The organism is Tundrisphaera macrotermitis (genome assembly GCF_051175315.1).
Lineage (GTDB): Bacteria > Planctomycetota > Planctomycetia > Isosphaerales > Isosphaeraceae > Tundrisphaera.
The window spans coordinates 3,564,241-3,588,564 of sequence record NZ_CP195100.1 but is presented as its reverse complement, the minus strand read 5'-3'; the positions used below and the strand labels follow the sequence as shown (position 1 = coordinate 3,588,564).

The window sequence follows — 24,324 nt, the reverse complement described above, 5'->3', positions numbered from 1 at the left end:
CCTGGGTTCCGGCTCACGGGCCGACCTTGGGCGGCAGGTCCGGGTTGAACGTGTTCTCGCCCGCCTGCACATCGAACTGGAACTGGGAGTCCTGCAAGGCCGGGTCCTTGACGAACGGCGGGCCGGAGAACGTCACCTGATTGACCCCGAGCAGGGTCTTCGCGGTGTAGGACCCATCCGGGCCGATCGCGGCCGTCGTGGGTGCGGCATCCTTCCGCTTGATGTTCGACGGGTCGAAGTTGATGCTTCCCTTGGTGGCCGGCTTGCCCCGGATCGTCACCTTGCCCGAGACGGTCGCCTGGGCCGTGGAGGTGTCCACCGGCGGGGCCCCGCCGCCGCACCCCTGGGCCAGGATCAGGCCCGCCGCCACGGCCGGGGCGGCGAGGATCTTGCACGCGATTCGATTCATCATGCACTCGCTGAGGCGTGAGGTGGGTCGAGTGGGATCATGCGACGATCGAGGCCCGCGCCCGACTCGATGCGGCCGCGGGCCTCGTGTTTTCCGGCTTCGATCGCAACCCGGGATCCGGTCAGAGGGAATCCGCCGAGAGGACTTCCCCGCCGGCGCGGGTGCCGATGGCCCACCAGGCCGCGTTGGAGATCGTGTTCTTGATGCTCTTCACCGACCCGTCGCACATCAGTACGTTGACGACCCCGGGGTGCCGGCTCGATGCCGTGACCGCCCCGCCCGCATTCCCCCAGCGATCCGCGCTATACATGCAGCTCCAGCTATTCGGGGGCATGACGTGGTTGTAGCGGGAATTGGCCGGGCAGCCATTCCACCAGTAATAGCCGAACGGGTAGTTGTTGGTCTGGAGCGTAGCACCCGGGGCCGATGGGCTCTTGGCCTTGCACAATGCCTGGTAGGCGGCCGGATTGATCAGGTCCGCGCCCGTCGGCTTGGGCGTGACCAGCGAGATGCTCGAAGACGGCTGCGTCGGGTCGACCACGGATGCGGTGGTGACCAGGCCGATCCCCTTGACCTTCTCGCTGAAGCAGGCCGTGTTGCTCAGGCCGTCCACGATGTCCCGGAACCCGATCACCGGGGTCATCTTCTTGTGCGTGGCCGCGGTGCTATTCGGGTTGCCGTTCCAGCCGAAGGCACCATTGAAGGCGCCGGTGTTATCCCAGTCGTAGAACGCGGCCGGGGCGGAGCCGGCGTTGCCCGCGTAGTTGCCGTGCCCCTCGGCGTTGGACAGGCGATCCATGTCCGACGGGCAGAGGGCGAAGCTGTAGGTGATCCGCTGGACCGTGGTGTTCACCAGCTTGGCCGGCTCCTGCATCCCCCAGGCGAAGTTCAGGGCGTTGGTCGACGACCCCTGCTCCAGGTAGGGTAGGATGAATGTCAGCGACGACCACTGGTTCCAGCCGTCGGGCCCGTCCCCCCAGGGGAGCACCTCGTTGACCCCGTGGTAGTTGTGCAGGGCCAGGCCGATCTGCTTCATGTTGTTGACGCACTGGGCGCGGCGAGCGGCCTCGCGGGCGGCCTGGACGGCGGGGAGCAGCAGCGCGATCAGGACGGCGATGATGGCGATGACGACCAGCAGCTCGATGAGGGTGAAGCCTCGGGCGCGACGGGACATGAGACCACTCCTTGGCGGAATCGCCGAGATGGGGGTGAGGACCCCGGGCCGTGGACGCACCCCACCCGCGAGGAGGCAGTGGAGCCTGCCGTTCGGCCCAGAACAGCAATGGATCTGACGGAAAATTTGAGATGAGTCATTCGGAAGCGTAACCGGCGGGACGGGTGAGCACAATCGGAAATTGTCGCTCTCCGATTGACATCCCGCCCATTCGGGCCAAACGCACAGAATTAAGCCCGGCCGGGCGTGCCGTCAGAAGCAGGCCTTGCCCCGGACGTCGCAGATGTCGAAGCCGTTGGTGGCGTCCCCGTAGACCTCGGCCAGCGGCAGCGTCGCGGCGGATCGGAGCCGGAACCGGCCGTGGCGGTCGTTGACCGCCTTCTTGAGCGAGGCCACGGCCTCGCCCCGGTCGTCGGCGCGGTCGAACAGCCCCATCTGGCACTGGGAGCGCGGGGCGAGCTTGCCGGCGACGATCTCCATCCGGCAGGCGAGGCCCCGGGGGTGCCACACCTTCCTCAGCCCGGCCCGGGCGACCTCCAGCAACACGTCGAATCGGTCGCTGGGCGCCTCCAGCGAGCCCCACGCCTCCTCGAACCGGCCGTCCTTGTACCAGAGCTGCACCCCCAGGCGGCCGGCGCGGACCTGGTGGAACTCCAGCTCCTCCAGCAATCGCTCCAGGTTCCGCACCAGCCAGGCGAAGACGACCGTGGGCTGCGACGACGCGTCGCCGAAGCTGCCCCCCCGCGCCAGGAACTTGTGGGCCGGGCGCTGGGACCGGATCGGGATGACCGCCTCGCCGTTCAGCTCCCACCACAGGGCCTCGCCCGAGGTGGTGAGCAACTCGCGGATCAGGCGCCGGTCGGCCTGGGCCAGGTCCAGGCAGGTGGAGACGCCCCAGGGGACCAGCGTCCTCTGGCGGCGGCCGGCGATGCCCGCGATCTCGGTCACGGGCAGGGGCTCCATCAGCTTCACTTCCTGGTCGCGATCCAGGACGGCCCTGGCCCCCCACGGCTTGGCCGAGTCGGAGATCAGCTTGGCCAGGGTCCGCGACCGGGCGATCCCCACGGTGACCGGCACGCCCACCCGCTCCATCATCGCGTCGCGGATCTTCGTCGCGTATTCCTGGTGGTCCATGCCCCGGGGCGGGCACGCCTCGAAGAAGAACTCGTCGATGCTGTAGTACTCGACCCGGGGCGACCAGTCGCGGGCGACCGCCAGCATGGCCCGGCTCAAAACCTCGTACCAGCGGAAATCCCGCTTGATGAACACGCCGTCGGGCGACTTCTTCATCGCCTCCCAGATCGGCTCGCCGGTCTTCACCCCGTGGGCCTTCATCTCGTAGCTCTTGGCGATCACGCACGCCCCCTGGTTGCCCAGGACGCCCACCGGCACCCCCCGCAGGCACTCGTCGCGGACCCGCTCGGCCGCGCAATAGAAGGCGTCGGCGTCCAGGTGCCCGACGAATTTCGGCATCGGCATGGCTGGGCCCACCCCGGGATCGGTCACGCTCGCTTGACCTGATCTAAACCGCAGTGTATGGTTCTGTCCAGTGGTATCCGGGCGAATATGCGGAGATTCATAAGTCAGCATGTGCCTTGGTATCTCGCTGGCACGGAGCGAACTGCCCACGGAATTGATCGGGCGCCACGGCCTGTCGCGTCGCCACCACGACCGGGGCGCCCAGCAGGAGTTCCGCTTCCTGTACCGCGACCGGCGGCCCCGGCTGCCGATCTGGCGCGACGGCCGGCTCCTGATCGTCCGCTGGGGCAATGCCCGGGGGCAGAGCCGCGTCCTGCCCCGGACCGGCTGGACCTGGCTGGAGACCGTCCACCAGGGCGGCTGGGCCAATAGCGGGGCCATCCCGGTGGACATCCCCGCGACCCTGGGCCTGGAGCGCGGCCGCTGGTATCGGATCCGCGAGGGGATCCGCGGCCTCTTGGTGCCCGACGAGCGTGGCTTCGCCGTCGTCTACATGCTGTGCGAGCCCAGCAGCCACTATTACCGCGTCATGACCGGCTCGGCGCGGATGCCGGTGCTGATCGACGAGCGGATCTGAGCCAGGGAAGGCCGAGGGCGATCTCTTCAGAACACCTCGTCATGCGTCCCGACGCTCTGCAACAGGATCGCCTCGCGATCATCCTGGCGGACCAGCGAGAAGACGATGCGCAGGTCGTACCCGGCACTGCACGCCCACAGGCCGTCCAGTTCGCCCTTGAGTTTGTGAGACTTCAAAAAAGGGTGGAACGCGTCGTCCGCGAGTTGCACCAGGGCGTCCCTCAGTCCCTCGGCGGCGTCCGGATTCCGCTTCATGACTCGTTTCGCCGCCCGAACGAAGGCCGTGGACCGGATGAGGGCCCGATTCACGAGAGGATCTCATCCATCAACTCGTCCGGGGTCGCCGGTCGGCAACGGCCGTCCTCGAACTCGCGCCGGGCCTCCGACGCGTCGGCGGCGATGCGTTTTCGCACGGGCTCCGAGGCTCGACGGTTGATGATCTCGACCAGGGCCGCCTGATCCTCATCCGAGAGCCGGGCGACCGCCTCCAGCACTTCCGCGAGCGATGCGGTGCGTTCCATGTGCGGCCTTCCATCGAGGATGATGCAGACGGCAATCCAACCGATCCAGTTTCGGCCTTCGTCCGGCGATGTCAACCTTGCGCCCGGAGCCACAGCCCGGTCGCGCTCTCGGGGGTCGCGGCGATCGCGGAGGGGGGGCCTTGCGCGATGAGTTGGCCACCGGCGGAGCCCCCTTCGGGGCCGAGGTCGACGATCCAGTCGGCCGAGCGGATCACGTCGAGGTTGTGCTCGATGACGACCAGGGTGTTGCCCAGGTCGGCGAGTCGGTGGAGGACGACCATCAAGGACGCCACGTCGGAGAAGTGGAGGCCGGTGGTCGGCTCGTCGAGGATGTAGAGGGTCCGGCCGGTGGCGACCCGCCCGAGTTCGGCCGCGAGCTTGACGCGCTGGGCCTCGCCGCCGGACAGGGTGATGCTCGACTGCCCCAGGGCGACGTAGCCGAGCCCGGCCTCCTGGAGGGCCTTCAGGCCCCGCGCCACCTTGGGGACGGCGTCGAACAGGGCCAGGGCGTCGGACACGCGCATCTGGAGGACGTCGCCGATCGACTGGCCCTTGAACGTCACCTCCAGCGTCTGGGGGTTGTAGCGCATCCCCTCGCACGTCTCGCACAGGACGTACAGGTCGGCCAGGATCCCCATCTCGACGCGGCGGACCCCCTGCCCCTGGCAGGTCTCGCAGCGCCCGCCCTTGACGTTGAAGCTGAACCGGTTGGCGGCATAGCCCCGGACCTTGGCCTCCTTGGTCCGGGCGAAGACCTTGCGGATCTCGTCGAACACGCCGGTGGCGGTGGCCGGCGTCGACCTCGGCCCCCGGCCGATCGGGGCCTGGTCGATGTCGATCAGCTTGTCGATCGGCTCCAGCCCCTCGACCCCGGCATGGGCCCCGGGACGTGGTCCGCCCAGCCTGAGGTGGCGGCGGGCGACCCGCGCGAGGATGTCGTGGACCAGGGTCGACTTGCCCGACCCGCTCACGCCGGTCACGCAGGTCAGGGCGCCGATCGGGAACTCGGCGGTCACGTCCTTGAGGTTGTGCTCGGCCGCCCCCCGGATCACGATCCAGCCGGGGCTGGCGGCCAGGCGGCCCGGGGAGCCGTCGGGCAACGGCGCCTCACCCCGGAGATGGCGGGCGGTCGCCGAGGCGCCGGGGACTGACTCGACCGGGGCCGAGGGCGGGCCTTGCGCGACCACCAGCCCGCCATCGGGCCCGGCGCCGGGGCCGAGGTCGATCAGCCAGTCGGCGGCGCGGATCGTGGCCTCGTCGTGCTCGACCACCACCACGCCGTTGCCCCGGTCGCGGAGGTCGGCCAGGGTCGCCAGCAGCCGGTCGGTGTCGCGTGGGTGGAGACCGGCGGTGGGCTCGTCCAGGACGTAGCACACGCCCACCAGCCCGGACCCGATCTGGGTCGCCAGCCGGACGCGCTGCAACTCCCCGCCGGAGAGCGTGTCGGCCGCCCGATCCAGGGTCAGATAACCGAGGCCGACCCGCCGGAGGAAGCCCAGGCGTGACGCGATCTCGGCCACCAGGGGCGGCCCGACGAGGTCGTGGGGCGGGTCGAACCGGAGGCCGTCCAGGAACGGGAGGGCCGCCGCGACATCCAGGGCCGAGAACGCCGGCAGCGACAGGCCGCCCACCGTCACGGCGCGGGCCTCGGGGCGGAGCCGGGCCCCCAGGCAGGCCGGGCAGGCCGTCTCCGATCGGAACGCCTCCAGGGCGGCGCGGCGGGCATCGGTCCGGACGTTGGCCAGGGCCTTGTCGAGTTCCGGGATCAGGCCGGGGTAGCCGCCCCGCTTCTCGCCGTCGAGGAAGGCCGCGACCGCCCTGGCGGGCCATCGTGCCAAGGGGGTCGCGAGGGTGAGGTCGTTTTCTTTCAGGAACGCGGTGAGGGCCGGGCTGTCGAGGTAGGCCGGGCGTCCGCCGGGCAGTTCGGCCAGGGCCGGGACCGCGGCATCGGCCAGGGAGAGCGAGCGGTCGGGGAGGATCAGGTCGGGGTCGAAGGAGGAGGAGGCGCCGAGTCCCCCGCATTCGGGGCAGGCGCCGTGGGGGCTGTTGAAGCTGAACGTGCGGGGCTCGATCTCGGCGAAGCCCATCCCGCAGCTCGGGCAGGCATAGCGGGTGCTGGCGGCGCGGTCTTCCCAGGAGTCGCCGGACTGGATCGAGAGGATGGCGGTCCCCTGCCCCAGCTTCAGGGCCAGGTCGATCCCCTCGGCCAGCCGGGCGCGGATGCCGTCGCGGATCACCAGGCGGTCGACCACGGCCTCGATGGTGTGGGCCTTGGTCTTGGCGAGCTTGGGGGGCTCGTCGGTCACGTCCAGGAGTTCGCCGTCGACCCGGGCCCGGACCAGGTGGGCCTCGCGGATCAGGCGGAAGACCTCCAGGTGCATCCCCTTCTTGCCCCGGACCATCGGCGCCAGGAGGATGACCTTGGTTCCCTCGGCGAGCCGGAGCGTGTCCTCGACAATCTGCTCGGGGGTGCGGCGGCGGATCGCCTCGCCGCATTTCGGGCAGTGCGGCAGCCCGGCGCGGGCGTAGAGGAGCCGGAGGTAGTCGTTGGCCTCGGTCACGGTGCCCACCGTGCTCCGGGGGTTGGCCGTGCCGGATTTCTGGTCGATCGCGACGGTGGGCGGCAACCCCTCGATCAGGTCGACGTCCGGGCGTTCCATCTGATCGAGGAACTGCCGGGCGTCGCCGGAGAGCCCCTCGATGTAGCGCCTGCGCCCCTCGGCGTGGAGGGTGTCGAAGGCGAGGGAACTCTTGCCCGATCCGCTGACGCCGGTCAGGACCACCAGCCGGTCGCGCGGGATGTCGACGTCGACGTCGCGGAGGTTGTGGACGCGGACCCCGCGCATCCGGATCATGGCCCCGTCATCGTCTCCCGCCGTCATGCGTCCGATCTCCGTCCGTGCGTATCGCCCGGCCGGATTGTCCCCGATCGCGGGCTGGGCGAGAAGGGGAAGACTCCCGCCCGGTCTTCACTCGATGCAGCGACCTTCGGCCACGCGTCGGGCCTGGAGGTCGCGGAAGAAGGTGATCTCCAGGCGATTGCTCGCCAGCGCCGCGTGGGCCTCCCGGACGAGGTTGACGGAGGCCATCAGCAGGAGCCCGACGCCGATCACCGACAGGCCCGTCGGCACGATGACCAGTTGATTGTGCAGCAGGGAGTCGAGGGCCAGGGTCAGGCTGGTCAGGACGAACGAGGCGAAGGCCAGGTAGAGGATCGTCAACGCGTACCGGACCCGATCCCCGCGCCACGCCAGGCGGGAGAGCTGATCGCGGATGTGCTCGCGCCGCTCGGCCACGAAATCGAGCGTGGACCCGCCCCGGCACAGCTCATCCCCCTTGTCGTTCAGGACGCGGATCCGGTCCACGACCCGCGACATCCGGTTCGAGGTCGAGATGATCAGCGAGCCGTTGGCCGTCATGAAGATGGCCGGGGTGATCATGGCCGAGAGCGTGGCGTAGCTGGTCGGGGCGAGCGGGATGGGCATGGGACGGATCCGTCTCCGGGGGCCGTGATCGGGGCGTCGCCATGATCTTCGCCGCATCGCCCCGCCGTCAATCCGAGTCGTCGGGCGATCCGGCCCGGTCGGCCGGGCCCGGAGAAATCGGCCGGGCGGGGCGAACCGAAGCCCGCCCGATCGCCTCCGATGTTCTAGAGTCAGGGGAACCTTCAACACCCGGCCCATGAGGGGCCGCCTCGTCTCCCGGATGGATCGATCCCATGCCCGCGACCGCCGACACGCCGCACCTCCTGGCCTCCCTCGAACGCCTGATCGAACGGCTCTGCTCGACGGACCTCACGCTGGAGGAGGCCGCGGCGATCCGGCCGAGGATCACCGGGCTCCTGGAGACGATCCGCAATCCCCCGCCGCCGGCCAGGTGCCCGGCCGCCGTCGAGGGCCCGGGCCAGGGGCGTCCCGGCCGGAATCGTGCCGGGGCTCCCCGATTCACTTCGCTGATCTTGACCGATCCTGCGTATATCCGTTAGGACAGGCGCGAATCACGATCGTCGAGATCGGGCACCGTCGAGGTCGAACGACCCTCGATCCATTGGCGAAGGAATCCACGACCATGAATCTTCTCGGACGATCCTGGATGGGCATCGCCGCGGCGGCCCTGGCGGGCCTGCTCCACGCGGATTCGGCGCAGGCCCAGTTCGGCCTGAGCATCAATACGCCGGGCGCGTCCGTGGCCGTCGGCTCGGGATACACCTCTTACTATCCCCAGTACCTGACCCCGGCCCCGGTCGTCGTGGCCCCGGCCCCGGTCGTCGTGGCCCCGGCCCCGATCTACGGGCCCCGCCCGTACTATCCCCCCCGCCCCTATGGCTATGGTTACGGCTACGGCCGCGGCTACTACGGCGGGCGTCCTCCCTACTACGGCGGCCCCCGCGGGCCCTATGGCCCCGGCCCCTATCGCGGCGGCCCCTACCGCTATTGATCGCCGGCTCGCCCGGTCACGACGACGCAGCACCGGCCACCCCCTCCTCGCAATTTGCGTCGGGCGGGTGGCCGTTTTGCTGCGCCTGCATCCAGGACGAATGGTCCTCGGGCCGAACGTCCTTTTGACGCACGATCACGCGTCGAGGGCCTCAAAGATTGCCACTGAGAACCTCGCCGCCGTCTCGAGTGGCCAGCGCCTGCCAGATGGCGGGTTGGATCGCATCCTTGACGAACGCGACGTGGCCGTCGGCGAACAGGGCCTGGACGCCGCCGGGATGGAAGCTCCGCGCCGCCTTCCATCCCGGATCATGGTAGACGATGCAGTCGGAGCGGGAGTCATTGGGCGCGGCGTGGTGATTGTAGAGCGTGTTCAGGTAGTTCCCGTCGAACCAGGCCGCCCCCTTGTTGAGCAGCCACCCGCGAGGGGCCGCCTGGCATTCGGCATCGGTCAGGGGAGCGGCGCCGACGCGGGCCATCGCCCGCACCCGTGGGGCCGGGATCGGGGTGGGCGTGGTGAGCGTGTAAGTTGAACCGGCGATCCCGACCAGCGACTCGGACGCGGCCACGGTGGTCGCCGAGCCGTCGCGGAGGTCGGCCAGCGACAGCGACGGGCCGAGGATGAACGTCCCGTTGGCGCCGGTGGCGGCCCCGCCGTTCGAGCCATCCCCGGAGCAGAAGGCGTAGTTGGCCGGGCCCGACCCGACCATCGGGGCCGGGGCGGCGTCGCTGGGGCAGGTGAAGATGGCGACGGTGGTGGCCATCGCCGTGGTGTTGGCCGGGTAGGGATCCCAGAATGCCGAGCCCCCCGTCGGCCGGATGCCGAGCGGTAGGTCGAAGTTCAGGGCGTTGGCCAGCGCGGCCTGTTCCAGGTACGCCCCCATCTGGGCCAGCGGCGACCAGCGATATTGCTGGGGGGACGAGTTGGCCGGGACCGGGCCGGTCGGGGCGAGGAACCCCACCGGGAAGCCCCCGACCGCCGCGTGGTAGTTGTGCAGGGCCAGGCCGATCTGCTTGAGGTTGTTGGAGCACTGCGACCGCCGCGCCGCCTCGCGCGCCGACTGGACGGCGGGCAGCAGCAGCGCGATCAGCACGGCGATGATCGCGATCACCACCAGCAGTTCGATGAGGGTGAAGCCGGCGGTTGGCCGGCGCCGCCCAATCACTGGGCCGACACTTTCCGGCCCTCGTGCGTGATCCGCCAGACGGTGTTGGAGCCGTCGTCGGTCACCATCAGGGCCCCGTCCCTGGCCACGGACACGCCGACGGGGCGGCCCCAGACGTCACCCTCGGGGGTCACGAATCCGGTGAGGAAGTCCTCGTACTCGCCGGTCGCCTTGGTCCCGTCGAAGGGCACCCGGATGACCTTGTACCCGGTCCGCCGCTCGCGATTCCAGCTGCCGTGCTCGGCGGCGAAGGCATCGCCGTGGTAGGCCTCGGGGAACGACTTGCCGGTGTAGAACGCCAGGTCGAGCGACGCCGAGTGCGACTGGAGCAGCACGTCGGGGACGATCACCTTGTCCTTCAATTCGGGGTGCTTGCCCTCGTGGCGGGGGTCCTGATGGCCGCCGATGTAGTACCAGGGCCAGCCGTAGAAGCCACCCTCCTGGACGTGGGTGATGTAGTCGGGGACGAGGTGGTCGCCCAAGCCGTCGCGCTCGTTGACCGACGTCCAGACCTGGCCGGTACCGGGCTGGATCGCCAGGCCCACCGGGTTGCGGATGCCCGAGGCATAGATCCGCTCTTCCTTGCCCTCGGGGGTGAAGGCCAGGATGTCGGCCCGGCGCTTCTCGTCGGGGCTGGCATCGGCGTCGTCGGCGTTGCTCTTGGATCCTACCGAAACGTACATTGTCTTGCCGTCCGGCGAGAAGTCGACGTCGCGAGTCCAGTGGCCCCCGCCGGTCAGTCGGCCGCCGCTGGGGATGTTGGCGACGATCGTCTCCGGCTCGCCCTGGGCCTTGGTATCGCCATTCGTGTACGGGAAGCGGACGACCGATCCCGTGTTCGCGATGTAGACGTAGGACGGGGTCGGCCCGGGCGGGTAGAAGGCGATGCCGAACGGCTGCGAGAGTTTCTCGGCGAATAGCTCGACCAGCTCGGGCTTCCCGTCGCCGTCGGCGTCCCGGAGGATCCGGACCTGGTTGGCCTCGCTCTCGGCGACGAAGAGGTCGCCGTTGGGCGCGGTCACGATGACCCGGGGCTTCTTGAGCCCGGTGGCGAACTCGGCCACCTTGAAGCCTTCGGGCACCCGGGGGGCGGCCCCTTCGGGACGCTTGACGACCTTCGGCTGGTTCTTCGCGGAGGGGGTGTCGTAGGGAGCGGGCAGTTCGGCGATCGTCACCTTGCGGCGGACGCCCGGCGCATCGGTGGTCCAGTCGCCCAGCGCGTCGCGCCCGGTGCGGGTGGCGGCGGTTGCCGAGGTCTTCGGGGTTTCGGCGGGGGCCAGGGCCGTCAGGGCCATCAAGGCCCCGACCGCGATCGGCGGGGCCAGGAAGCGGGAACGCAACGCGCGAGTCATGTCACGGTCTCACGGATCGGTGTGGGGGCGGCGGAGGCGGGCGATCGGGCGAGGTAGAGGGCGGCCGCAGCGGCCGGGCTCTCCGATCCCACCGACGTTATCAGACCCGGCACCGGCCTCGCAACGCATGGCCAGGCACAAAGCCAGGGACGCCCCGACGCACCGGCCGATCCCGTTCGGCCCGCCCACCGCCGAATCGCATGCTCCCGGGAGGGGATACCATCGGGCGGGCGGAAACGGCACGATCGATCCGGTTGCCGCGGGCGCCTCGCCCCATAGAATGGGCCCAATGGCCGCCGGACCCGGCGAGGGCCTGGGGCTTCATCCCTCTCGGGAGCGACCGATGGCTGATCCTTTGTCGCGGCGTGGTTTCATGGGCACGGCCGCATCGGCGGCGGGCATGGCGAGCCTGGCGGCCGCGAGATCGAACCAAGCCGATGCGGGCGAGGTCGATTTCGCCTTCAAGAACAACGTCCCCGACGATCTCCTGGACGGCCGCGAGTTGCCGACCTTCAAGTTCGCGCTCGACCGCTCGGAAGGGAAGGTCATCGGCGGGAATTCGGGCAAGGAGGCCACCGTCAAGCAACTGCCGATCTCCAAGGGGATCGCGGGCGTCTCGATGAAGCTGGAGCCGGGCGGGATGCGCGAGCTGCACTGGCACGCCACCGCCGCCGAATGGGCCTTCGTGATCGAGGGGCGAGTCCGCACCACCGTGATCGACCCCGAGGGCCGCCAGGAGACCAACGACTTCGGCCCGGGCGACGTCTGGTACTTCCCCCGAGGGCATGGCCATTCGCTCCAGGGCATGGGTCCGGGCACGGCCCACTTCATCCTGATCTTCGACAACGGCTATTTCTCCGAGTTCGGCACCTTCAGCATCACCGACTGGCTGGGCCATGCGCCGCGGGCCCTGGTCGCCAAGAACCTGGGCGTGCCCGAGTCCGAACTGGCCCGGTTGCCGAAGGAAGAAGTCTATTTCGCCCGCGGCCCCGTCCCCCCCGAAGTCCCGCCCACTCCCCTGCCCGGCGACCTCCAGGCCCCGCCCCTGACGCACAAGTACGAACTCCTGAAGCAACAACCCCACTCGATCCACCGTGGGGGCCGGGAGTGGCGGCTCGGGGCGGACCGGTTCCCGATCTCCACGACGGTCACAGGTGTGGTCCTCGACCTCAACCCGGGCGGCCTGCGCGAGTTGCACTGGCACCCCAACGCCGACGAGTGGCAGTACGTGATCTCGGGCAAGGTCACCGTGACCCTGTTCGGCTCCCACGGGCGGTTCCGGACCGAGACCCTGGAGCGCGGCGATGTCGGATACATCCCCCAGGGCTACGGCCACTCGATCGAGAACGCCAGCGACGGGGAGCCGGCCCGCATCCTGATCGGCTTCAACACCGGGCACTACGAGGCGATCGACCTGTCGACCTGGCTCGCCGGGAATCCGTCCTACGTCCTCGAGGCCAACCTAGGGCTGCCCAAGGCAACGATCGACAAATTCCCCCGGTCGCGGACCTTCATCGCCCCGAAGACGGGGGCCGAACCGGAGCGATGAGAGGATCCGAGGCCGTCTCGAGGCGGGGGAGACAAGCCCGGCGCGGCGCGACGGCCCGCCCGCTACACTGGTCCGGCCGACCGGCCCGACGGCCTCTCCATGCGGAGACGGCCGCCGGTCGGACCGGAGGGGGCGCGGTCCCGCCCCCGTTGGAGTGTCCGGACGATGAATCGCAAGACGTGGACGACCCTTGTACTGGCGGCCCTCCTCCCCGCGATCGCGGTCACCGCCGGGGCGCTCGCCCAGGACAAGGATAAGCCGAAGACGATCAAGGACGTGATGGGCAAGCTCCACAAGGGGACCAAGGCCCAGTCCGGCGTCCTGAAGGGGCAGCTCAAGGCCGACCCGATCGATTGGGAGGCGGTCCAGAAGACGACCAAGGACTTCGTGATCCTGGGCGCCGACCTGGCCAAGAACGACCCGCCCAAGGGGGACAAGGAGTCGTGGAAGAATTTCGCCGACAAGTACTTCGCCACCGCCAAGGAACTCGACGACGCCGCGACGGCCAAGGATAAGAGCAAGGTCGAGGCCGCCCAGAAGTCGATGGGCGCCTCCTGCAAGTCCTGCCACGATGCCCACAAGGGCGAGAGCAAGTAAGTCGTCCTGCCCTGATCTTCGATCCCCTCTCCTCGGATTTCGGATCGGCCCTGACGCGAGTCGGGGCCGTTCTTCCGGGCCTACCAGCCGGGCCGTCCCGCACCAGTCCTCCCCGACTCGAAAAGGAACGCTCATGAACCTCGCCCGCCTCAGCCTGCTCGCCCTGCCCGCCGTCGCCATCCTGTTCGCCGGGGGATTCTCGGCGCCCGCCGGTGCCGCCGAGCCCCCGCTGGCCCACTCGGTCTTCTTCACGCTCAAGGATCGGTCGGAGGCGTCGCGCGAGCGGTTCGTCGCCTCGTGCCAGAAGTACCTGACCGGCCACGAGGGGGTCCTGTCGTTCTCGGTCGGCACCATCGCCGAGGACGTGGTCGAGCCCCCCAGCGACCGCGAGTTCGACGTGGCCCTGCTGATCGTCTTTCGGTCCAAGAAGGACAACGAGACCTATCAGAAGAGCCCCCGCCACGTGAAGTTCGTCGAGGAGAACCGGGCCCACTTCGCCAAGGTCCGGGTCTTCGACACCTACCAGGCCCCGGCCAAACCGTGAGGCCCGCCCGGTTCCGGCCTTGCAAGAAACCCGGGGCCGGGGCATAGTCCGCCCGATGCGCGGCCAGGGACGGGCCGCGCGCAATGTCGGCAGGAGGGGCGACGATGCGGCAGATCCTGTTCGAGATCCCGGGCCTGGGGCTGCCGGTCTACGGCTTCAGCATCATGCTGGTCGCGGCCACCTTCGCGGCGCTCTACCTGACGGCTTGGCGGGCCCGCCGCGAGGGGATCGACCCCGACGACGTCTACGGGCTGGCCACCTGGCTCCTGAGCGGCGGATTCATCGGGGCTAGGGCCCTGTTCGTGATCCAGCACCCCGAGTCGATCCGGAGCTTCGCGGATATCTTCAAGGTCTGGCAGGGCGGCATCGTCTTCTACGGCTGCATCATCGGCGGCCTGATCGGTTCGGTGCTCTACTGGTTCCGCAACCCGTTCCCGTTCCGGGCGATGGCCGATGCGGTCGCCCCCAGCCTGGCGATCGGGATCGCGCTGGGGCGGGTCGGCTGCTTCTTCAACGGGTGCTGCTTCGGCGAGGCGTGTGACCTCCCCTGGGCGATCGCGTTCCCGGCCGGATCCCTGCCCTGGTCGCATCAGGTCGTCCACGGCCTGATCGCCCCGTCGGCCTCGGCCTCGCTGCCGGTCCAGCCGACGCAGATCTATGCGGTCCTCGATGGCGTGTTGCTGCTCGGCCTGCTCTCGGCGTTCTACCCGTTCCGCCGCCGCGATGGCGAGGTCATGGCGCTGCTGATGGTCTCCTACCCCGTCACCCGGTTCTTCATCGAGACCCTCCGGGACGATGAGGGCGTCTTCCTGATCGGCCTGACGATCTCCCAGTTCATCAGCGTGGTGCTGTTCCCCTGCGGCCTGCTCGCCTGGGCCTACCTGTCACGCCTGCCCCTGGGGCGGTATGCCGATCGTGCCGGAGAAGGTTCGCTCATCGCCGACGTCCCCGCGCCCAAAGGGGTCCGACGGGCGACGGCGGTCCGGTAGTCGGATGGCGCCGGATCTCAGCGGCCGTCCGCGATCCGACGCCCGATCAGGGCCAATTGGAAGCCCGGATAGGATCGGACTTCCCACCGGAACCCGCGGATCGGGGCGGCCAGCTCGCGCAGCTCGTCGCCCGTGAATCCGCGGAGCACCGACAACGGCCCGTCGTACCGGACCAGCCGGTTCCGGGTGAAGACCCGGCTCCAGGCGATGAAGCCCCAGTAGGCGAGCCGGTGGCGGCGGATGTCGAGGACGACCACCCGATGCCGGGCCACCCGGGCCATCTCCGAGAGGAGCCGGTCAAGGGCCTCGCCTTCGAAGTGGTGGGCGAACTTGACCGCCGTGACCAGGTCGACCGACCGGTCGGCGAACGGCAGGCGGAGCGCGTCGCCGCGGACCACCGGCACGCCCCGGTCGCGGGCGGCGGCCACGGCGGTGGGATCGAAATCGAGGGCATACGCCGCGATGGTGCGCCCCTCGAAGGCCATCGCCCCCAGGGCATCCGGTATGTCGCCCGAGCCCGTCCCGACGTCGAGCGAGGTCGGCCGGGCGGGGCCCGGCCGGTCTTCCCGGAGGAATCGCCGGGCCTCGCGGCGGAGGACGGCGAGGTTGCCGAGGTGGCGATTGACCCGGCGCAGGACGCGATAGGCGTCGGCGACCTCGGCCTCGGGCAGGCCGGGGGCATCCATCATTTCCGGGTCGTTGCGTCGCTCGGGGGTCCAGGACCAGGGCATCGGCGGTCGGCTCCGGCTCGGTCCGTTCGGTCGAATCAAGGTCAGGGCGTCGCGGCCGGCCGCGCCGTGGCCGAGGCCGGACGCGGGCGGTGGCCCGACGTCACGGCCATGCTCGCCAGGCCGGCGACCCACAGGCCGAAGACCGCCAGTGCCACATAAAACCGGACCTTGAGGGCCCGATCCCCGCTCTTGACCGCTGCGTCCATGATCCATCCTCCATGAGTTCAGGCGACGTCGTCCAGGGCCATCACGTAATCGCGGCGGAACGCGTCCTCGAAGTCGAAGACGTGGTCGAAATCCGCGCGATCATCGACCGGGGACCGCTCCAGGTCGCCCGAGGCGATCAGATTATACACGATGTTGCCCATGTCTGAGGTGGACCGGATCCCCCACTGCCCGAGCACGGCCATGGCCATCAGCCCGTAGTGGGAGAGGGCCAGCATCCGCGCCCCTTCGCACAGCTCGCGGCCGGAGACGTGTCGGGTGGCCTTGGGCTTCCGACGGTCGTTCGACCGGGCGAGGCGACGCTTGTGGGCCTTGGTGAACTCCAGGGCCTCGAAGATGAAGGCGTACGCATGGATCGAATAACGCGGGTCGCGTGCCAGGACCCCCGCCAGATCTTCGCGAAAGCTCATCGATCGGCTCCTCCGGGATGGCGCCGGACGGTCATCGTTCGGCGTGGTCATCGTCCTCATCCTCGTCCGGCCGGTGCCGTTCGGCCGACTTCTCGATCCCGAGGATCTCGTCCTGGGTGACGACGAGCCTGCGATGATCTTCGAACTCGACGACGAGCTTCCGGACGAGGAGTTCCTGGGCCAGGACCCGGCCCTGTCCGCGAGCGGTGACGACCTTCGAGCCCACGGGCGGCAGTTCCCGCTCCAGGGCCCGGTAGGTGTCGAATTCATAGCGTAGGCAGCACTTGAGCCGCCCGCATCGGCCCGAGATCTTGGACGGGTCGAGCGTGGTCTTCTGGAGCTTGGCCATCCGCATCGAGACCGGCGGCATCCGCGTCAGGTGGGTATTGCAGCACACCGGCTTGCCGCAGTCGCCGTAGTCGGCCAGGAGCTTGGCCTCGTCGCGGACGCCGATCTGGCGCATCTCGATCCGGGTTTGCATCGACCGGGCGAGGTCCTTGACCAACTCGCGGAAGTCGACCCGCTTCTCCGAGACGTAGTAGAACACCATCCGCTCGTCGCCGAGGATCGACTCGACTTCGACCAGGTCCATCTGCAACCGCCGCCGGGCGGCGAACTCGCGGCACGCGGCCATCCCCGACCGCGCCCGCGCGGCGATCCGCGATTCCGCCTGCAAATCCTCGGCGGTGGCCAGGCGCAGCACCTGCCCCCGCGCCGGGCTCGCCAGGTAGGACGCGGTCCGGGACGTCGCGGCGCAGAGCACTTCGCCGAGCTCGGTCCCCCGCTCGCTGCGTACCACGACCTTCTCGCCCCGAGGGTGGGCGCGATCGGCCAATCCCTCGAACTCCCCGAGGAAGCGCATCTGCCCGTGGCGGACGACGAAGGTGGCCATGTGGGGTCGATCGCGGGGACGTAGATCGGAGCGGGAAGTGAGGCACCGGCGGGGGAAACCAGCCCATTCGGACGCCTGAGCTTACCATGACCCGACCCGCCCGGATAGGCGAACTTGCCCGCCCCGCTCTACGGGCCATCCCCCATTCCGGTTTCGGGGCGATTCCGGCCGCCGAGGGCGCCGGGGATGGTCCGGTCGGATAGAATGGAGGATCACACCCCAGCGGACGCCGAGCCGACCCGCCCACCCCGAGCCTTTCGGACCGAGCGATGAAGACCCCGACCGACCTCCCGGCCACGGACCGGCTCGAAGCACCGTTCGCGGTGACCTTCCGCCATCAGCTCCTGTTCACGTCCGACGTGCTGGGCGAGGGCGAGGAATCCCGCGCCCTGACCGACCTGCTCGAACCTTCCGAGGGGCGGCAGGCCCGCGTCCTCTTCGTGGTCGACGACCGGGTCGCCTCCGCCCGCCCGGATCTGGTCGCCCGGCTCGATGCCCTGGCCGCCTCTCGCCCCGATCGGTTCGCGCCCGCCGCGCCCGCCCGGGTCGTCCCCGGCGGCGAGGCGATCAAGAATCACCCGCACCACCTCGAAGAGATGCTCCGGGCCCTGAACGATTGCGGGCTCGACCGCCGGGGATATGTGGTCGTCATCGGCGGGGGGGCCGTGCTCGATGCGGTCGGGTTCGCCGCCGCCGTCGCCCACCGGGGGATCCGCCTGATCCGACTGCCGACCACGACCCTGGCCCAGGCCGACAGCGGGGTCGGGGTCAAGAACGCGGTCAACTTCTTCGGCAAGAAGAACTGGCTGGGCAGCTTCGCCGTGCCCTGGGCCGTGATCAACGACGCGGCCCTGCTGGAAACCCTGCCCAACCGCGACTTCATCGCCGGGTTCTCGGAGGCGGTCAAGGTGACGCTCCTGAAGTCCCCCTCCGGCTTCGATCGACTCTGCCGGGAGGCTCGGGACATCCGCCGTCGCGAACCCGTCGCGACCCGCGCCGCGATCCGCGAATCGGTGCGGATGCACCTCGACCACATCACCCGGGGCGGCGATCCGTTCGAGGCCCTGGAAGCCCGGCCGCTCGACTTCGGCCACTGGTCGGCGCACCGGCTCGAACCGCTGAGCCAGTTCGCGATCCGCCACGGCGAGGCGGTGGCCATCGGCGTGGCGATCGACACCGTCTATTCGTCGCTGGCCCTCGGCCTGCCCGGGGCGGACGCCGAGCGCGTGCTCTGCTGCCTGTCGGACCTCGGGTTCACGCTCTCCGACCCGCTCCTCGGCGATCCCGACGCCCTGTTCGACGGTCTGGAAGAGTTCCGCCAGCATCTTGGGGGACGGCTGACCCTGACCATGCTCCGCGCCGTCGGTGATCCGGTCGACGTCCACGAGGTCGACCGCGATCGGATGCGGCAGGCCATCGATCATGTCGCCCGCTGGATCCCCCCTTCCCGCCCCGCTTGAGGTTTCAGCCGGACGGGCACGACGATTGCCGTGGTCCTTGCCATCGATGCATCGAAACCGCGTTTCGGGAGCCGCCCCCGCCCAACCCGGCCCCCGATCCCCCGGGTGATACGCTCATGGCCAAGGCGAAGGCGAAGGCAGCCGGCGGCAAGAAGTCGAACACGAAGAAGGCCCCCCCGACCAAGGACCCCGAGGGCGGCCTGACGGCGGCCGGCCGTGCGGCATTCAAGAAGAAGGAAGGGGCGAACCTCAAACCGGGGGTGACCAAGGCCCTCAAGGACATGACCCCGGAGGAGATCAAGCGGAAAGGCTCGTTCCTCCGCCGTCATTTCGCCACCCTCCGCGGCCCCCTGGTCGACGACGACGGCCAGCCGACCCGCCTGGCGCTCCAGGCCCACGCCTGGGGCGAGCCGGTTCCCAAGACGCCCGAGGCCGCGAAGAAGTTGGCCGATAAGGGCTCCAGCCTCCTGGATCGCTATCGCAAGTCCCAGGAGAAAGAGGCCGGCGGGGCCAAGGCCAGGCCCACCACCAAGAAGGCTCCGAAGGCCGGGGCACCGAAGGCGGCGAAATCCGACGCCAAGGCCAAGCAACCGGGCCAGAAGCCGGCTCCTCGCTCGCCCCGCTCCAGGCCCAAGGCGAAGGCCAAGCCGTCGGATGCCTCGGGCGGCAGTCCGTACACCGACCCTGCCCTGCGCGATCGGCTCAAGGCCGAGATCATGGACGGGGACAAAGGGGGCAAATCCGGCCAGTGGAGCGCCCGCAAATTGCAGTTGCTCGCGGCCGAGTACAAAAAGGCCGGGGGAGGATACACGAAGGGCAAGGGCCGGAAGACCGAGGACCAGTCCCATCTCGACGATTGGACCGAGGAGAAATGGACCACCCAGGATGGCCAGCCCGCCGTCCGCGACGGCGAAACAGCCCGCTATCTCCCCCAGGCCGCCTGGGAAGCGATGAGCCCCGCCGAGCGGAAGGCCACCGATCGCAAGAAGAAGGAAGGGTCGCGGCAAGACGATCAGTTCGTCCCCAACACCAAGGCGGCGAAGTCCGCCCGCAAATCGGCGAAGAAGTGATCCCGACAACCCATCACCCCGGATGAATCCCAGAACAAGACGACGGTCGGGGAGGGCCACCCGACCGTTGACGTTCTCGCTTCGATCATCCGGCAAAGGATTCGGCGGGTCGATGAATCGCCGCGTCGCGCACGGACTTTGAGATATCAAAACGCGTAGCGAATCCGGCAGTAGGGCATCCGGTCGCGGAGGAGCCGGGTGAAGTCGTCGACCATCCGGCCCTTGAGGCCGCGTCGATAGCGCACGTTGTGGCCCCCGGTCTCGGAAACCTTCGCTTCCTGGAGGTCGGGCACCCAGAGGAGTTCCTCGGCGAGCGGGTGCCAGGCGAGGTTGACCTCGTGGAGGCCCCGGTTGTGGGTCAGGAAGATGACCTCGGCCGCGAGCTGGGCCTTGGCACGCGGGGAGAGGGCCGCATCGACCCGGCGGAATAGCTCGTCGTAGTCTTCGAGCCAACGGTGGTAGAAGATGACCGGGCTGAAGTTGAGGTGGACCTCGTAGCCGGCCGCCACGAAGTCATCGATCGCCGCGATCCGATCCTCCATCGGCGACGTGCGGATGTCGACCACCCTGGCGGCCACCTGCGGCATCAGGCTGAACCGGACCCGCGTCTTGCCCCGCGGGTCGTAATCCAGCAGGTCGCGGTTGACGAACTTGGTGGCGAACGAGCCCTTGGCGTTGGGGATCTCGCGAAACCGATCGACCAGGTCGCGGAGGTTGTCCGAGATCAGGGCGTCGACCGAACCATCGCCATTCTCGCCGATGTCGTAGACCCAGAGGCCGGGGTCGACCTGATTGGACTCGGTCTTGGGGCCGAGCGTCCGGGCGTGGCGGGCGATCGCATCGCCGATGTCATCGATGTTGACGAACGTGGTGATGGGATTGGCGTACCCCTTGCGGCGCGGCACGTAGCAATAGGCACAGGCCATCGCGCAGCCGTTGGCATAGCCGGGGGCGATGAAGTCGGCGGATCGGCCGTTGGGCCGGACCTCGACCGACTTGCGGAGGCCGAGGATCAGCACCCCCTTCTTGATCGGGAGCCAGTCCTCGGCGGCGTCGCGGTTCTTGTGGAGCCCGGCGATGTTCCAGTGGGAATCGACGAGCACCTGCCGGGCGTCCGGGAACCGGGCCAGGATCTCCCGGCCCCGATCGTAGAGGCGGACCGCCGGCTCCAGGTAAATCGTCTCGACGTCCAGGAGCCGGGACGGCATCGGCCGGGCGTCTGTCATGCGGTCATCGCCCCGGGACGGATGGACTCTCGACGGGGTTGTTGTATCCGCCCGTCGAGGGCCATCCTGCCCCGGTCCGGCGAACGTGGCCTGGGTCGGCCAGATCGCGGTTCGTGGGCGGCAACTTCGGGCCGGATCAGTAGGAATCGCTGCGGACGTCCTCGCCCCCCGCGCGGGTGCCGAGCGCCCGCCAGACGGCGGAGTTGGTCGAGTCGCGGGCGAACCGGCCCGACCCGTCCATCATCAGGATGTTGACGCCGCCGGGATGGTAGCTCCGGGCGGTCACGGCGGCGTAGGTCGGCAGGGAGGTTGATGCGCCGTCGCGCATCGAGGTGAAGTCCACGTCGAGGGTCCGGCCGGCCTGCATGAACGGGACCTTGAAGTTGGGCGGGAAGGTGGTGGTGAGCCCGGTCTCGCGGATGTCCCCCTCGACCCACTCGGTGTGCCCATTGTGGTCGTAGACGCCGGCCGGGAGGAAGGGCGCGAGTTCGGCCGGGGTCGCCGGGATCGGTGCCCCCAGGGCCGCCGGGACGCGGGAATCGTAGATGTTATCCTGGAAGGCCTTGCCCTCGGAGACGGCCAGGGTATAGCTCATGCCGTCGGCGAAGTCGGTCGCGCGCATCGCGCGATTGGGCAGGAACGCCCCATCGCCGGCGGTGTCGCTGGCCGGGTCGTACTGGAACCACGAGCCGCAGAAGAACGCCTGGTTGGACGGATAGTAAGTCAGCGTGGCCGTGGGCCGGGACCGGTCCTGGGTCTCGCTGGGGCACATGAAGGCGGCCACGCGGGTCGAGGCCACGGTCGGCTTCATCGGGAACTCGAAGTCGGTGTCGAAGTTGATCAGGTTGGCCAGGGCCGTCTGCTCGATGAACGGCAGCAGGCGGGCCAGCGCCGACCAGGGCTGGGCGGTGCGGGTTCGGGGCAGGACCGAGAACGGTGGGAAGGTGTTGTGGACCGAGAGGTAGTTATGCAGGGCCAGGCCGAGCTGCTTCTGGTTGTTGGCGCACTGGGCCCGGCGGGCGGCCTCGCGCGACGCCTGCACGGAGGGCAGCAACAGCCCGATCAGCAGCGCGATGATGGCGATGACGACCAGCAGCTCGATCAGGGTGAACCCGCGCCCGATCCGGGCGCGACGGGAAGAGACCTCGTTCATGGCGAATCCTTTGTATCCTCGAAACATCGCGGGCCCCGCCGATCGGGCCGGGACTGCCGATCCTCGCCGCCGACGGCGGGCCGGCCGCCATCGGCGTCCGATCGCTTCGCGTCGACCGTCCCGGTAGGATGGCATCCGTCGGAGCGTACCAGATCCGGGCCGTCGCGCCCCGCCAGAGGTTTTGCGATGATCCCGACGCGCCGGAGACGGGCGGTCTCCTTCGCCTTGATGATCGCGTTCGCCACGCTGCCCGCCGCCCCGCTGGTCGGGGGCGAACGCCGTCCGATCGCCGAGACCGACCTGTTCCGGTTCGCGTGGGCCGCCGACCCCCGGATCTCGCCCGATGGCCAATCCATCGCCTACGTCCGCGTCGCGGCGGATCGGGACAAGGACGACTACGAGTCGTCGATCTGGATGGTGCCGTCGGCCGGAGGGCCGCCCCGCCGGCTCACCAACGGCCCCCGAGACACGCTGCCCCGGTGGTCCCCGGACGGCGCCCGGCTCCTGTTCCTCCGCCGGGGCGAGGGGGAGAAGGGCAAGACGCAACTGTTCGTCCTGTCCCTGGCGGGGGGCGAGCCGCGCGTCCTGACCGAGCTGCCGGAAGGGGTCTCCGCGCCGGAGTGGTCCCCCGACGGCAAGTCGATCGCCTTCCTGAGCACCACGTCGAACGAGGACCTGGCTCGGCTCCAGAAGATCCGCGAGCGTGGCAAGGCGGCGGTCGCCGCGGAGCGCGAGAGCGACGTCCGGATCGTGACCCGCTCCGAATTCCGCGCCGATCACGCCGGATACCGCGACCCGAAGCACCCCGCCCACATCTGGATCCTGGCGGTCTCGGCCGATGCCGAGGACAGGCCCGCGCCCCGGCGGATCACCTCCGGACCGTCCGACGAGTGGGATCCCCAGTGGGCCCCGGACGGCCGCCGCCTGTACTTCCTCTCGACCCGCGACCCGGACCCGGCCCACCGGGCCGATCGGGGGGCGATCTACTCGGTGGCGGCGGACGGCGGGCCGATCGCCGAGGTCGCCTCCATCCCGGGCTCGATCTCGACCCTGGCCCCCTCCCCCGACGGCAAGCGGATCGCCTTCCGGGGAACGATCAACGAGCCGGCGCGATCGTATTCCACCCACGACCTGTTCGTCCTCGACCTCGGCGCGAAGCAACCGCCCCGCAACCTGACCGAGGAGTTCGAGGCCGACGTCGGATCGACCCTCTCGGGGGACCAGCACCCGCCCCGGGGGACGGCCCCGACCCGTCCGATCTGGGCACATGGCGGGTCGTCGCTGATCGACCGGGTCGCCCGCGAGGGGCGGGCCAACCTCGAATCCTTCGACGTCGCCACCGGCCGATCCCATCCTGTCACGTCGGGCGATCAGGAGGTGGCCGGATTCTCCGGGTCGGCGGACGGCTCGAAGCTGGCGATCCTCGCCTCCTCGCCCACGATCATCGGCCAATTGAAGCTGGTGGAGCCGGAAAAGAAGGGGGAACCCCGCAAGCTGGTCGATCCCAATGCCGCCCTGTTCGCAGGCCTGGACCTCACGCCGCCGGAGGCGATCCGGTACCGCAGCTTCGACGGGCGTGAGATCGAGGCGTGGGTCCAGAAGCCGCCCCGTTTCGATCCCAAGATCAAGTATCCGCTGATCCTCAACATCCACGGGGGACCGCACGCGGCCTATGGGTACACGTTCTCGCACGAGTTCCAGTGGCTGGCCGCCCGGGGTTATGTGGTGCTCTACCCCAACCCGCGCGGGAGCAGCACCTACGGCGAGGCGTTCGGCAACGCGATCCAGCACCACTATCCCGGCGACGACTACAAGGATCTGATGGCGGGCGTCGATGAGCTGATCCGCAGAGGATATATCGACCCGAAGAAGCTGGGGATCACCGGGGGGAGCGGCGGCGGGATGCTGACCAACTGGGCGATCACGCAGACCGACCGATTCGCGGCGGCCGTCTCTCAGCGATCGATCGCCGACTGGTCGGCCTGGTGGTATGCGGCCGACTTCACCCTGTTCCGGCCGACCTGGTTCGAGACATTCCCGTTCCAGGACCCCGCCCGATTCGCCGCCCGTTCGCCGATCACCTTCGTCGAGAAGGTCGACACCCCCTTGATGCTGATCGAGGGGGAAGCCGATGCCCGGACCCCGCCCGCCGCCGGGGGCGAGGCGATGTTCCGCGCCCTGAAGGCCCTCAAGAAACCCACCGTGATGATCCGCTTCCCCGGCGAGACGCACGACCTGTCGCGCACCGGCAAGCCCTGGCACCGGGTCGAACGCCTCCAGCACATGGTCAACTGGTTCGACAAGTACTTGCTCGGCAAGCCGATGCCGCAGTACGACCCCCCGCCCGAATGACCCCGGGCGGGGC

25 protein-coding genes are annotated in these 24,324 nt (G+C 69.4%); 10 read left to right on the top strand and 15 right to left on the bottom strand.

Translation table 11 applies throughout. From position 1 onward, the window contains the following. Positions 1-13: 13 nt before the first annotated feature. The 3 genes from TA3x_RS14425 to TA3x_RS14415 form a co-directional block, all read right to left on the bottom strand. On the bottom strand, positions 14-412 hold the full coding sequence (locus TA3x_RS14425) for a hypothetical protein (protein ID WP_435015347.1): 399 nt from the start codon (positions 410-412) through the stop codon (positions 14-16). 118 nt (positions 413-530) lie between these two features. Next, entirely contained in the window at positions 531-1,583 is a 1,053-nt protein-coding gene (locus TA3x_RS14420) for a DUF1559 domain-containing protein (RefSeq protein ID WP_435015346.1), read from the bottom strand. 252 nt (positions 1,584-1,835) lie between these two features. Then, the gene (locus TA3x_RS14415) at positions 1,836-3,062 is read right to left on the bottom strand and encodes a DNA polymerase Y family protein (RefSeq protein WP_435015345.1); all 1,227 of its coding nucleotides are present in this window, start codon (positions 3,060-3,062) and stop codon (positions 1,836-1,838) included. Positions 3,063-3,171: 109 nt separating this feature from the next. Between TA3x_RS14415 and TA3x_RS14410 the strand changes: the two genes are divergently transcribed. After that, positions 3,172-3,639 carry a hypothetical protein gene (locus TA3x_RS14410; RefSeq protein ID WP_435015344.1) on the top strand — a complete coding sequence of 156 codons (468 nt, stop codon included), beginning with the start codon at positions 3,172-3,174 and terminating at the stop codon, positions 3,637-3,639. 26 nt (positions 3,640-3,665) lie between these two features. Here the strand turns inward: TA3x_RS14410 and TA3x_RS14405 are convergent, their stop codons facing one another. The 4 genes from TA3x_RS14405 to TA3x_RS14390 form a co-directional block, all read right to left on the bottom strand. Continuing rightward, the gene (locus tag TA3x_RS14405; protein ID WP_435015343.1) at positions 3,666-3,947 is read right to left on the bottom strand and encodes a type II toxin-antitoxin system RelE/ParE family toxin; all 282 of its coding nucleotides are present in this window, start codon (positions 3,945-3,947) and stop codon (positions 3,666-3,668) included. After that, positions 3,944-4,159, bottom strand: coding sequence for a hypothetical protein (locus TA3x_RS14400; protein WP_435015342.1), 216 nt, complete (start codon positions 4,157-4,159; stop codon positions 3,944-3,946). Before TA3x_RS14400 ends, TA3x_RS14405 begins: the two co-directional genes overlap by 4 nt. A gap of 71 nt (positions 4,160-4,230) precedes the next feature. Beyond that, on the bottom strand, positions 4,231-7,041 hold the full coding sequence (gene uvrA, locus TA3x_RS14395) for an excinuclease ABC subunit UvrA (RefSeq protein WP_435015341.1): 2,811 nt from the start codon (positions 7,039-7,041) through the stop codon (positions 4,231-4,233). An 87-nt stretch (positions 7,042-7,128) separates the two neighbouring features. Then, positions 7,129-7,644, bottom strand: a complete 516-nt coding sequence (locus tag TA3x_RS14390; protein ID WP_435015340.1) for a DUF2721 domain-containing protein — start codon at positions 7,642-7,644, stop codon at positions 7,129-7,131. A gap of 233 nt (positions 7,645-7,877) precedes the next feature. On the opposite strand from TA3x_RS14390, the gene TA3x_RS14385 reads away from it, so the two are divergent. After that, the gene (locus TA3x_RS14385; protein WP_435015339.1) at positions 7,878-8,144 is read left to right on the top strand and encodes a hypothetical protein; all 267 of its coding nucleotides are present in this window, start codon (positions 7,878-7,880) and stop codon (positions 8,142-8,144) included. A gap of 83 nt (positions 8,145-8,227) precedes the next feature. Next, complete coding sequence (locus tag TA3x_RS14380) at positions 8,228-8,596, top strand: hypothetical protein (protein ID WP_435015338.1); 369 nt, start codon at positions 8,228-8,230, stop codon at positions 8,594-8,596. Between the two features lie 151 nt (positions 8,597-8,747). Here the strand turns inward: TA3x_RS14380 and TA3x_RS14375 are convergent, their stop codons facing one another. Both TA3x_RS14375 and TA3x_RS14370 read right to left on the bottom strand, forming a co-directional pair. Beyond that, complete coding sequence (locus TA3x_RS14375; protein WP_435015337.1) at positions 8,748-9,761, bottom strand: DUF1559 domain-containing protein; 1,014 nt, start codon at positions 9,759-9,761, stop codon at positions 8,748-8,750. Then, positions 9,758-11,113, bottom strand: a complete 1,356-nt coding sequence (locus tag TA3x_RS14370; RefSeq protein ID WP_435015336.1) for a PQQ-dependent sugar dehydrogenase — start codon at positions 11,111-11,113, stop codon at positions 9,758-9,760. Before TA3x_RS14370 ends, TA3x_RS14375 begins: the two co-directional genes overlap by 4 nt. 343 nt (positions 11,114-11,456) lie before the next feature. On the opposite strand from TA3x_RS14370, the gene TA3x_RS14365 reads away from it, so the two are divergent. From TA3x_RS14365 to lgt, 4 genes are all read left to right on the top strand, one after another. After that, entirely contained in the window at positions 11,457-12,662 is a 1,206-nt protein-coding gene (locus TA3x_RS14365; RefSeq protein ID WP_435015335.1) for a cupin domain-containing protein, read from the top strand. Between the two features lie 165 nt (positions 12,663-12,827). Further along, positions 12,828-13,259 (top strand): cytochrome c, encoded by a 432-nt coding sequence (locus TA3x_RS14360; RefSeq protein ID WP_435015334.1) that lies wholly within the window; start codon positions 12,828-12,830, stop codon positions 13,257-13,259. 133 nt (positions 13,260-13,392) lie between these two features. Continuing rightward, on the top strand, positions 13,393-13,803 hold the full coding sequence (locus tag TA3x_RS14355) for a Dabb family protein (RefSeq protein WP_435015333.1): 411 nt from the start codon (positions 13,393-13,395) through the stop codon (positions 13,801-13,803). 104 nt (positions 13,804-13,907) lie between these two features. Continuing rightward, positions 13,908-14,792: a prolipoprotein diacylglyceryl transferase gene (gene lgt, locus TA3x_RS14350; RefSeq protein ID WP_435015332.1), complete on the top strand. Its 885-nt coding sequence runs from the start codon at positions 13,908-13,910 to the stop codon at positions 14,790-14,792. Between the two features lie 17 nt (positions 14,793-14,809). Here lgt and TA3x_RS14345 read toward each other — a convergent pair whose 3' ends face one another. The 4 genes from TA3x_RS14345 to TA3x_RS14330 are packed head-to-tail and all read right to left on the bottom strand — an operon-like array spanning position 14,810 to position 17,050. Beyond that, positions 14,810-15,523 (bottom strand): methyltransferase domain-containing protein, encoded by a 714-nt coding sequence (locus tag TA3x_RS14345; protein WP_435015331.1) that lies wholly within the window; start codon positions 15,521-15,523, stop codon positions 14,810-14,812. Between the two features lie 41 nt (positions 15,524-15,564). Then, a complete protein-coding gene (locus TA3x_RS14340) occupies positions 15,565-15,729 on the bottom strand; it encodes a hypothetical protein (protein ID WP_435015330.1) in 165 nt (54 codons plus the stop codon). A gap of 18 nt (positions 15,730-15,747) precedes the next feature. Beyond that, the gene (locus TA3x_RS14335) at positions 15,748-16,158 is read right to left on the bottom strand and encodes a Minf_1886 family protein (protein ID WP_435015329.1); all 411 of its coding nucleotides are present in this window, start codon (positions 16,156-16,158) and stop codon (positions 15,748-15,750) included. A 31-nt stretch (positions 16,159-16,189) separates the two neighbouring features. Beyond that, on the bottom strand, positions 16,190-17,050 hold the full coding sequence (locus tag TA3x_RS14330) for a PSP1 domain-containing protein (RefSeq protein ID WP_435015328.1): 861 nt from the start codon (positions 17,048-17,050) through the stop codon (positions 16,190-16,192). A 269-nt stretch (positions 17,051-17,319) separates the two neighbouring features. Here TA3x_RS14330 and TA3x_RS14325 point away from each other — a divergent pair, with 269 nt between their 5' ends. Next, positions 17,320-18,510: a 3-dehydroquinate synthase gene (locus TA3x_RS14325; RefSeq protein WP_435015327.1), complete on the top strand. Its 1,191-nt coding sequence runs from the start codon at positions 17,320-17,322 to the stop codon at positions 18,508-18,510. A gap of 116 nt (positions 18,511-18,626) precedes the next feature. Then, positions 18,627-19,580, top strand: coding sequence for a DUF6321 domain-containing protein (locus TA3x_RS14320; protein WP_435015326.1), 954 nt, complete (start codon positions 18,627-18,629; stop codon positions 19,578-19,580). Between the two features lie 146 nt (positions 19,581-19,726). Here the strand turns inward: TA3x_RS14320 and TA3x_RS14315 are convergent, their stop codons facing one another. Both TA3x_RS14315 and TA3x_RS14310 read right to left on the bottom strand, forming a co-directional pair. Next, positions 19,727-20,806, bottom strand: coding sequence for a spore photoproduct lyase family protein (locus tag TA3x_RS14315; RefSeq protein ID WP_435015325.1), 1,080 nt, complete (start codon positions 20,804-20,806; stop codon positions 19,727-19,729). A gap of 136 nt (positions 20,807-20,942) precedes the next feature. After that, a complete protein-coding gene (locus TA3x_RS14310) occupies positions 20,943-21,959 on the bottom strand; it encodes a DUF1559 domain-containing protein (protein WP_435015324.1) in 1,017 nt (338 codons plus the stop codon). Positions 21,960-22,145: 186 nt separating this feature from the next. On the opposite strand from TA3x_RS14310, the gene TA3x_RS14305 reads away from it, so the two are divergent. Next, positions 22,146-24,311: a S9 family peptidase gene (locus TA3x_RS14305; RefSeq protein ID WP_435015323.1), complete on the top strand. Its 2,166-nt coding sequence runs from the start codon at positions 22,146-22,148 to the stop codon at positions 24,309-24,311. Positions 24,312-24,324: the final 13 nt, after the last annotated feature.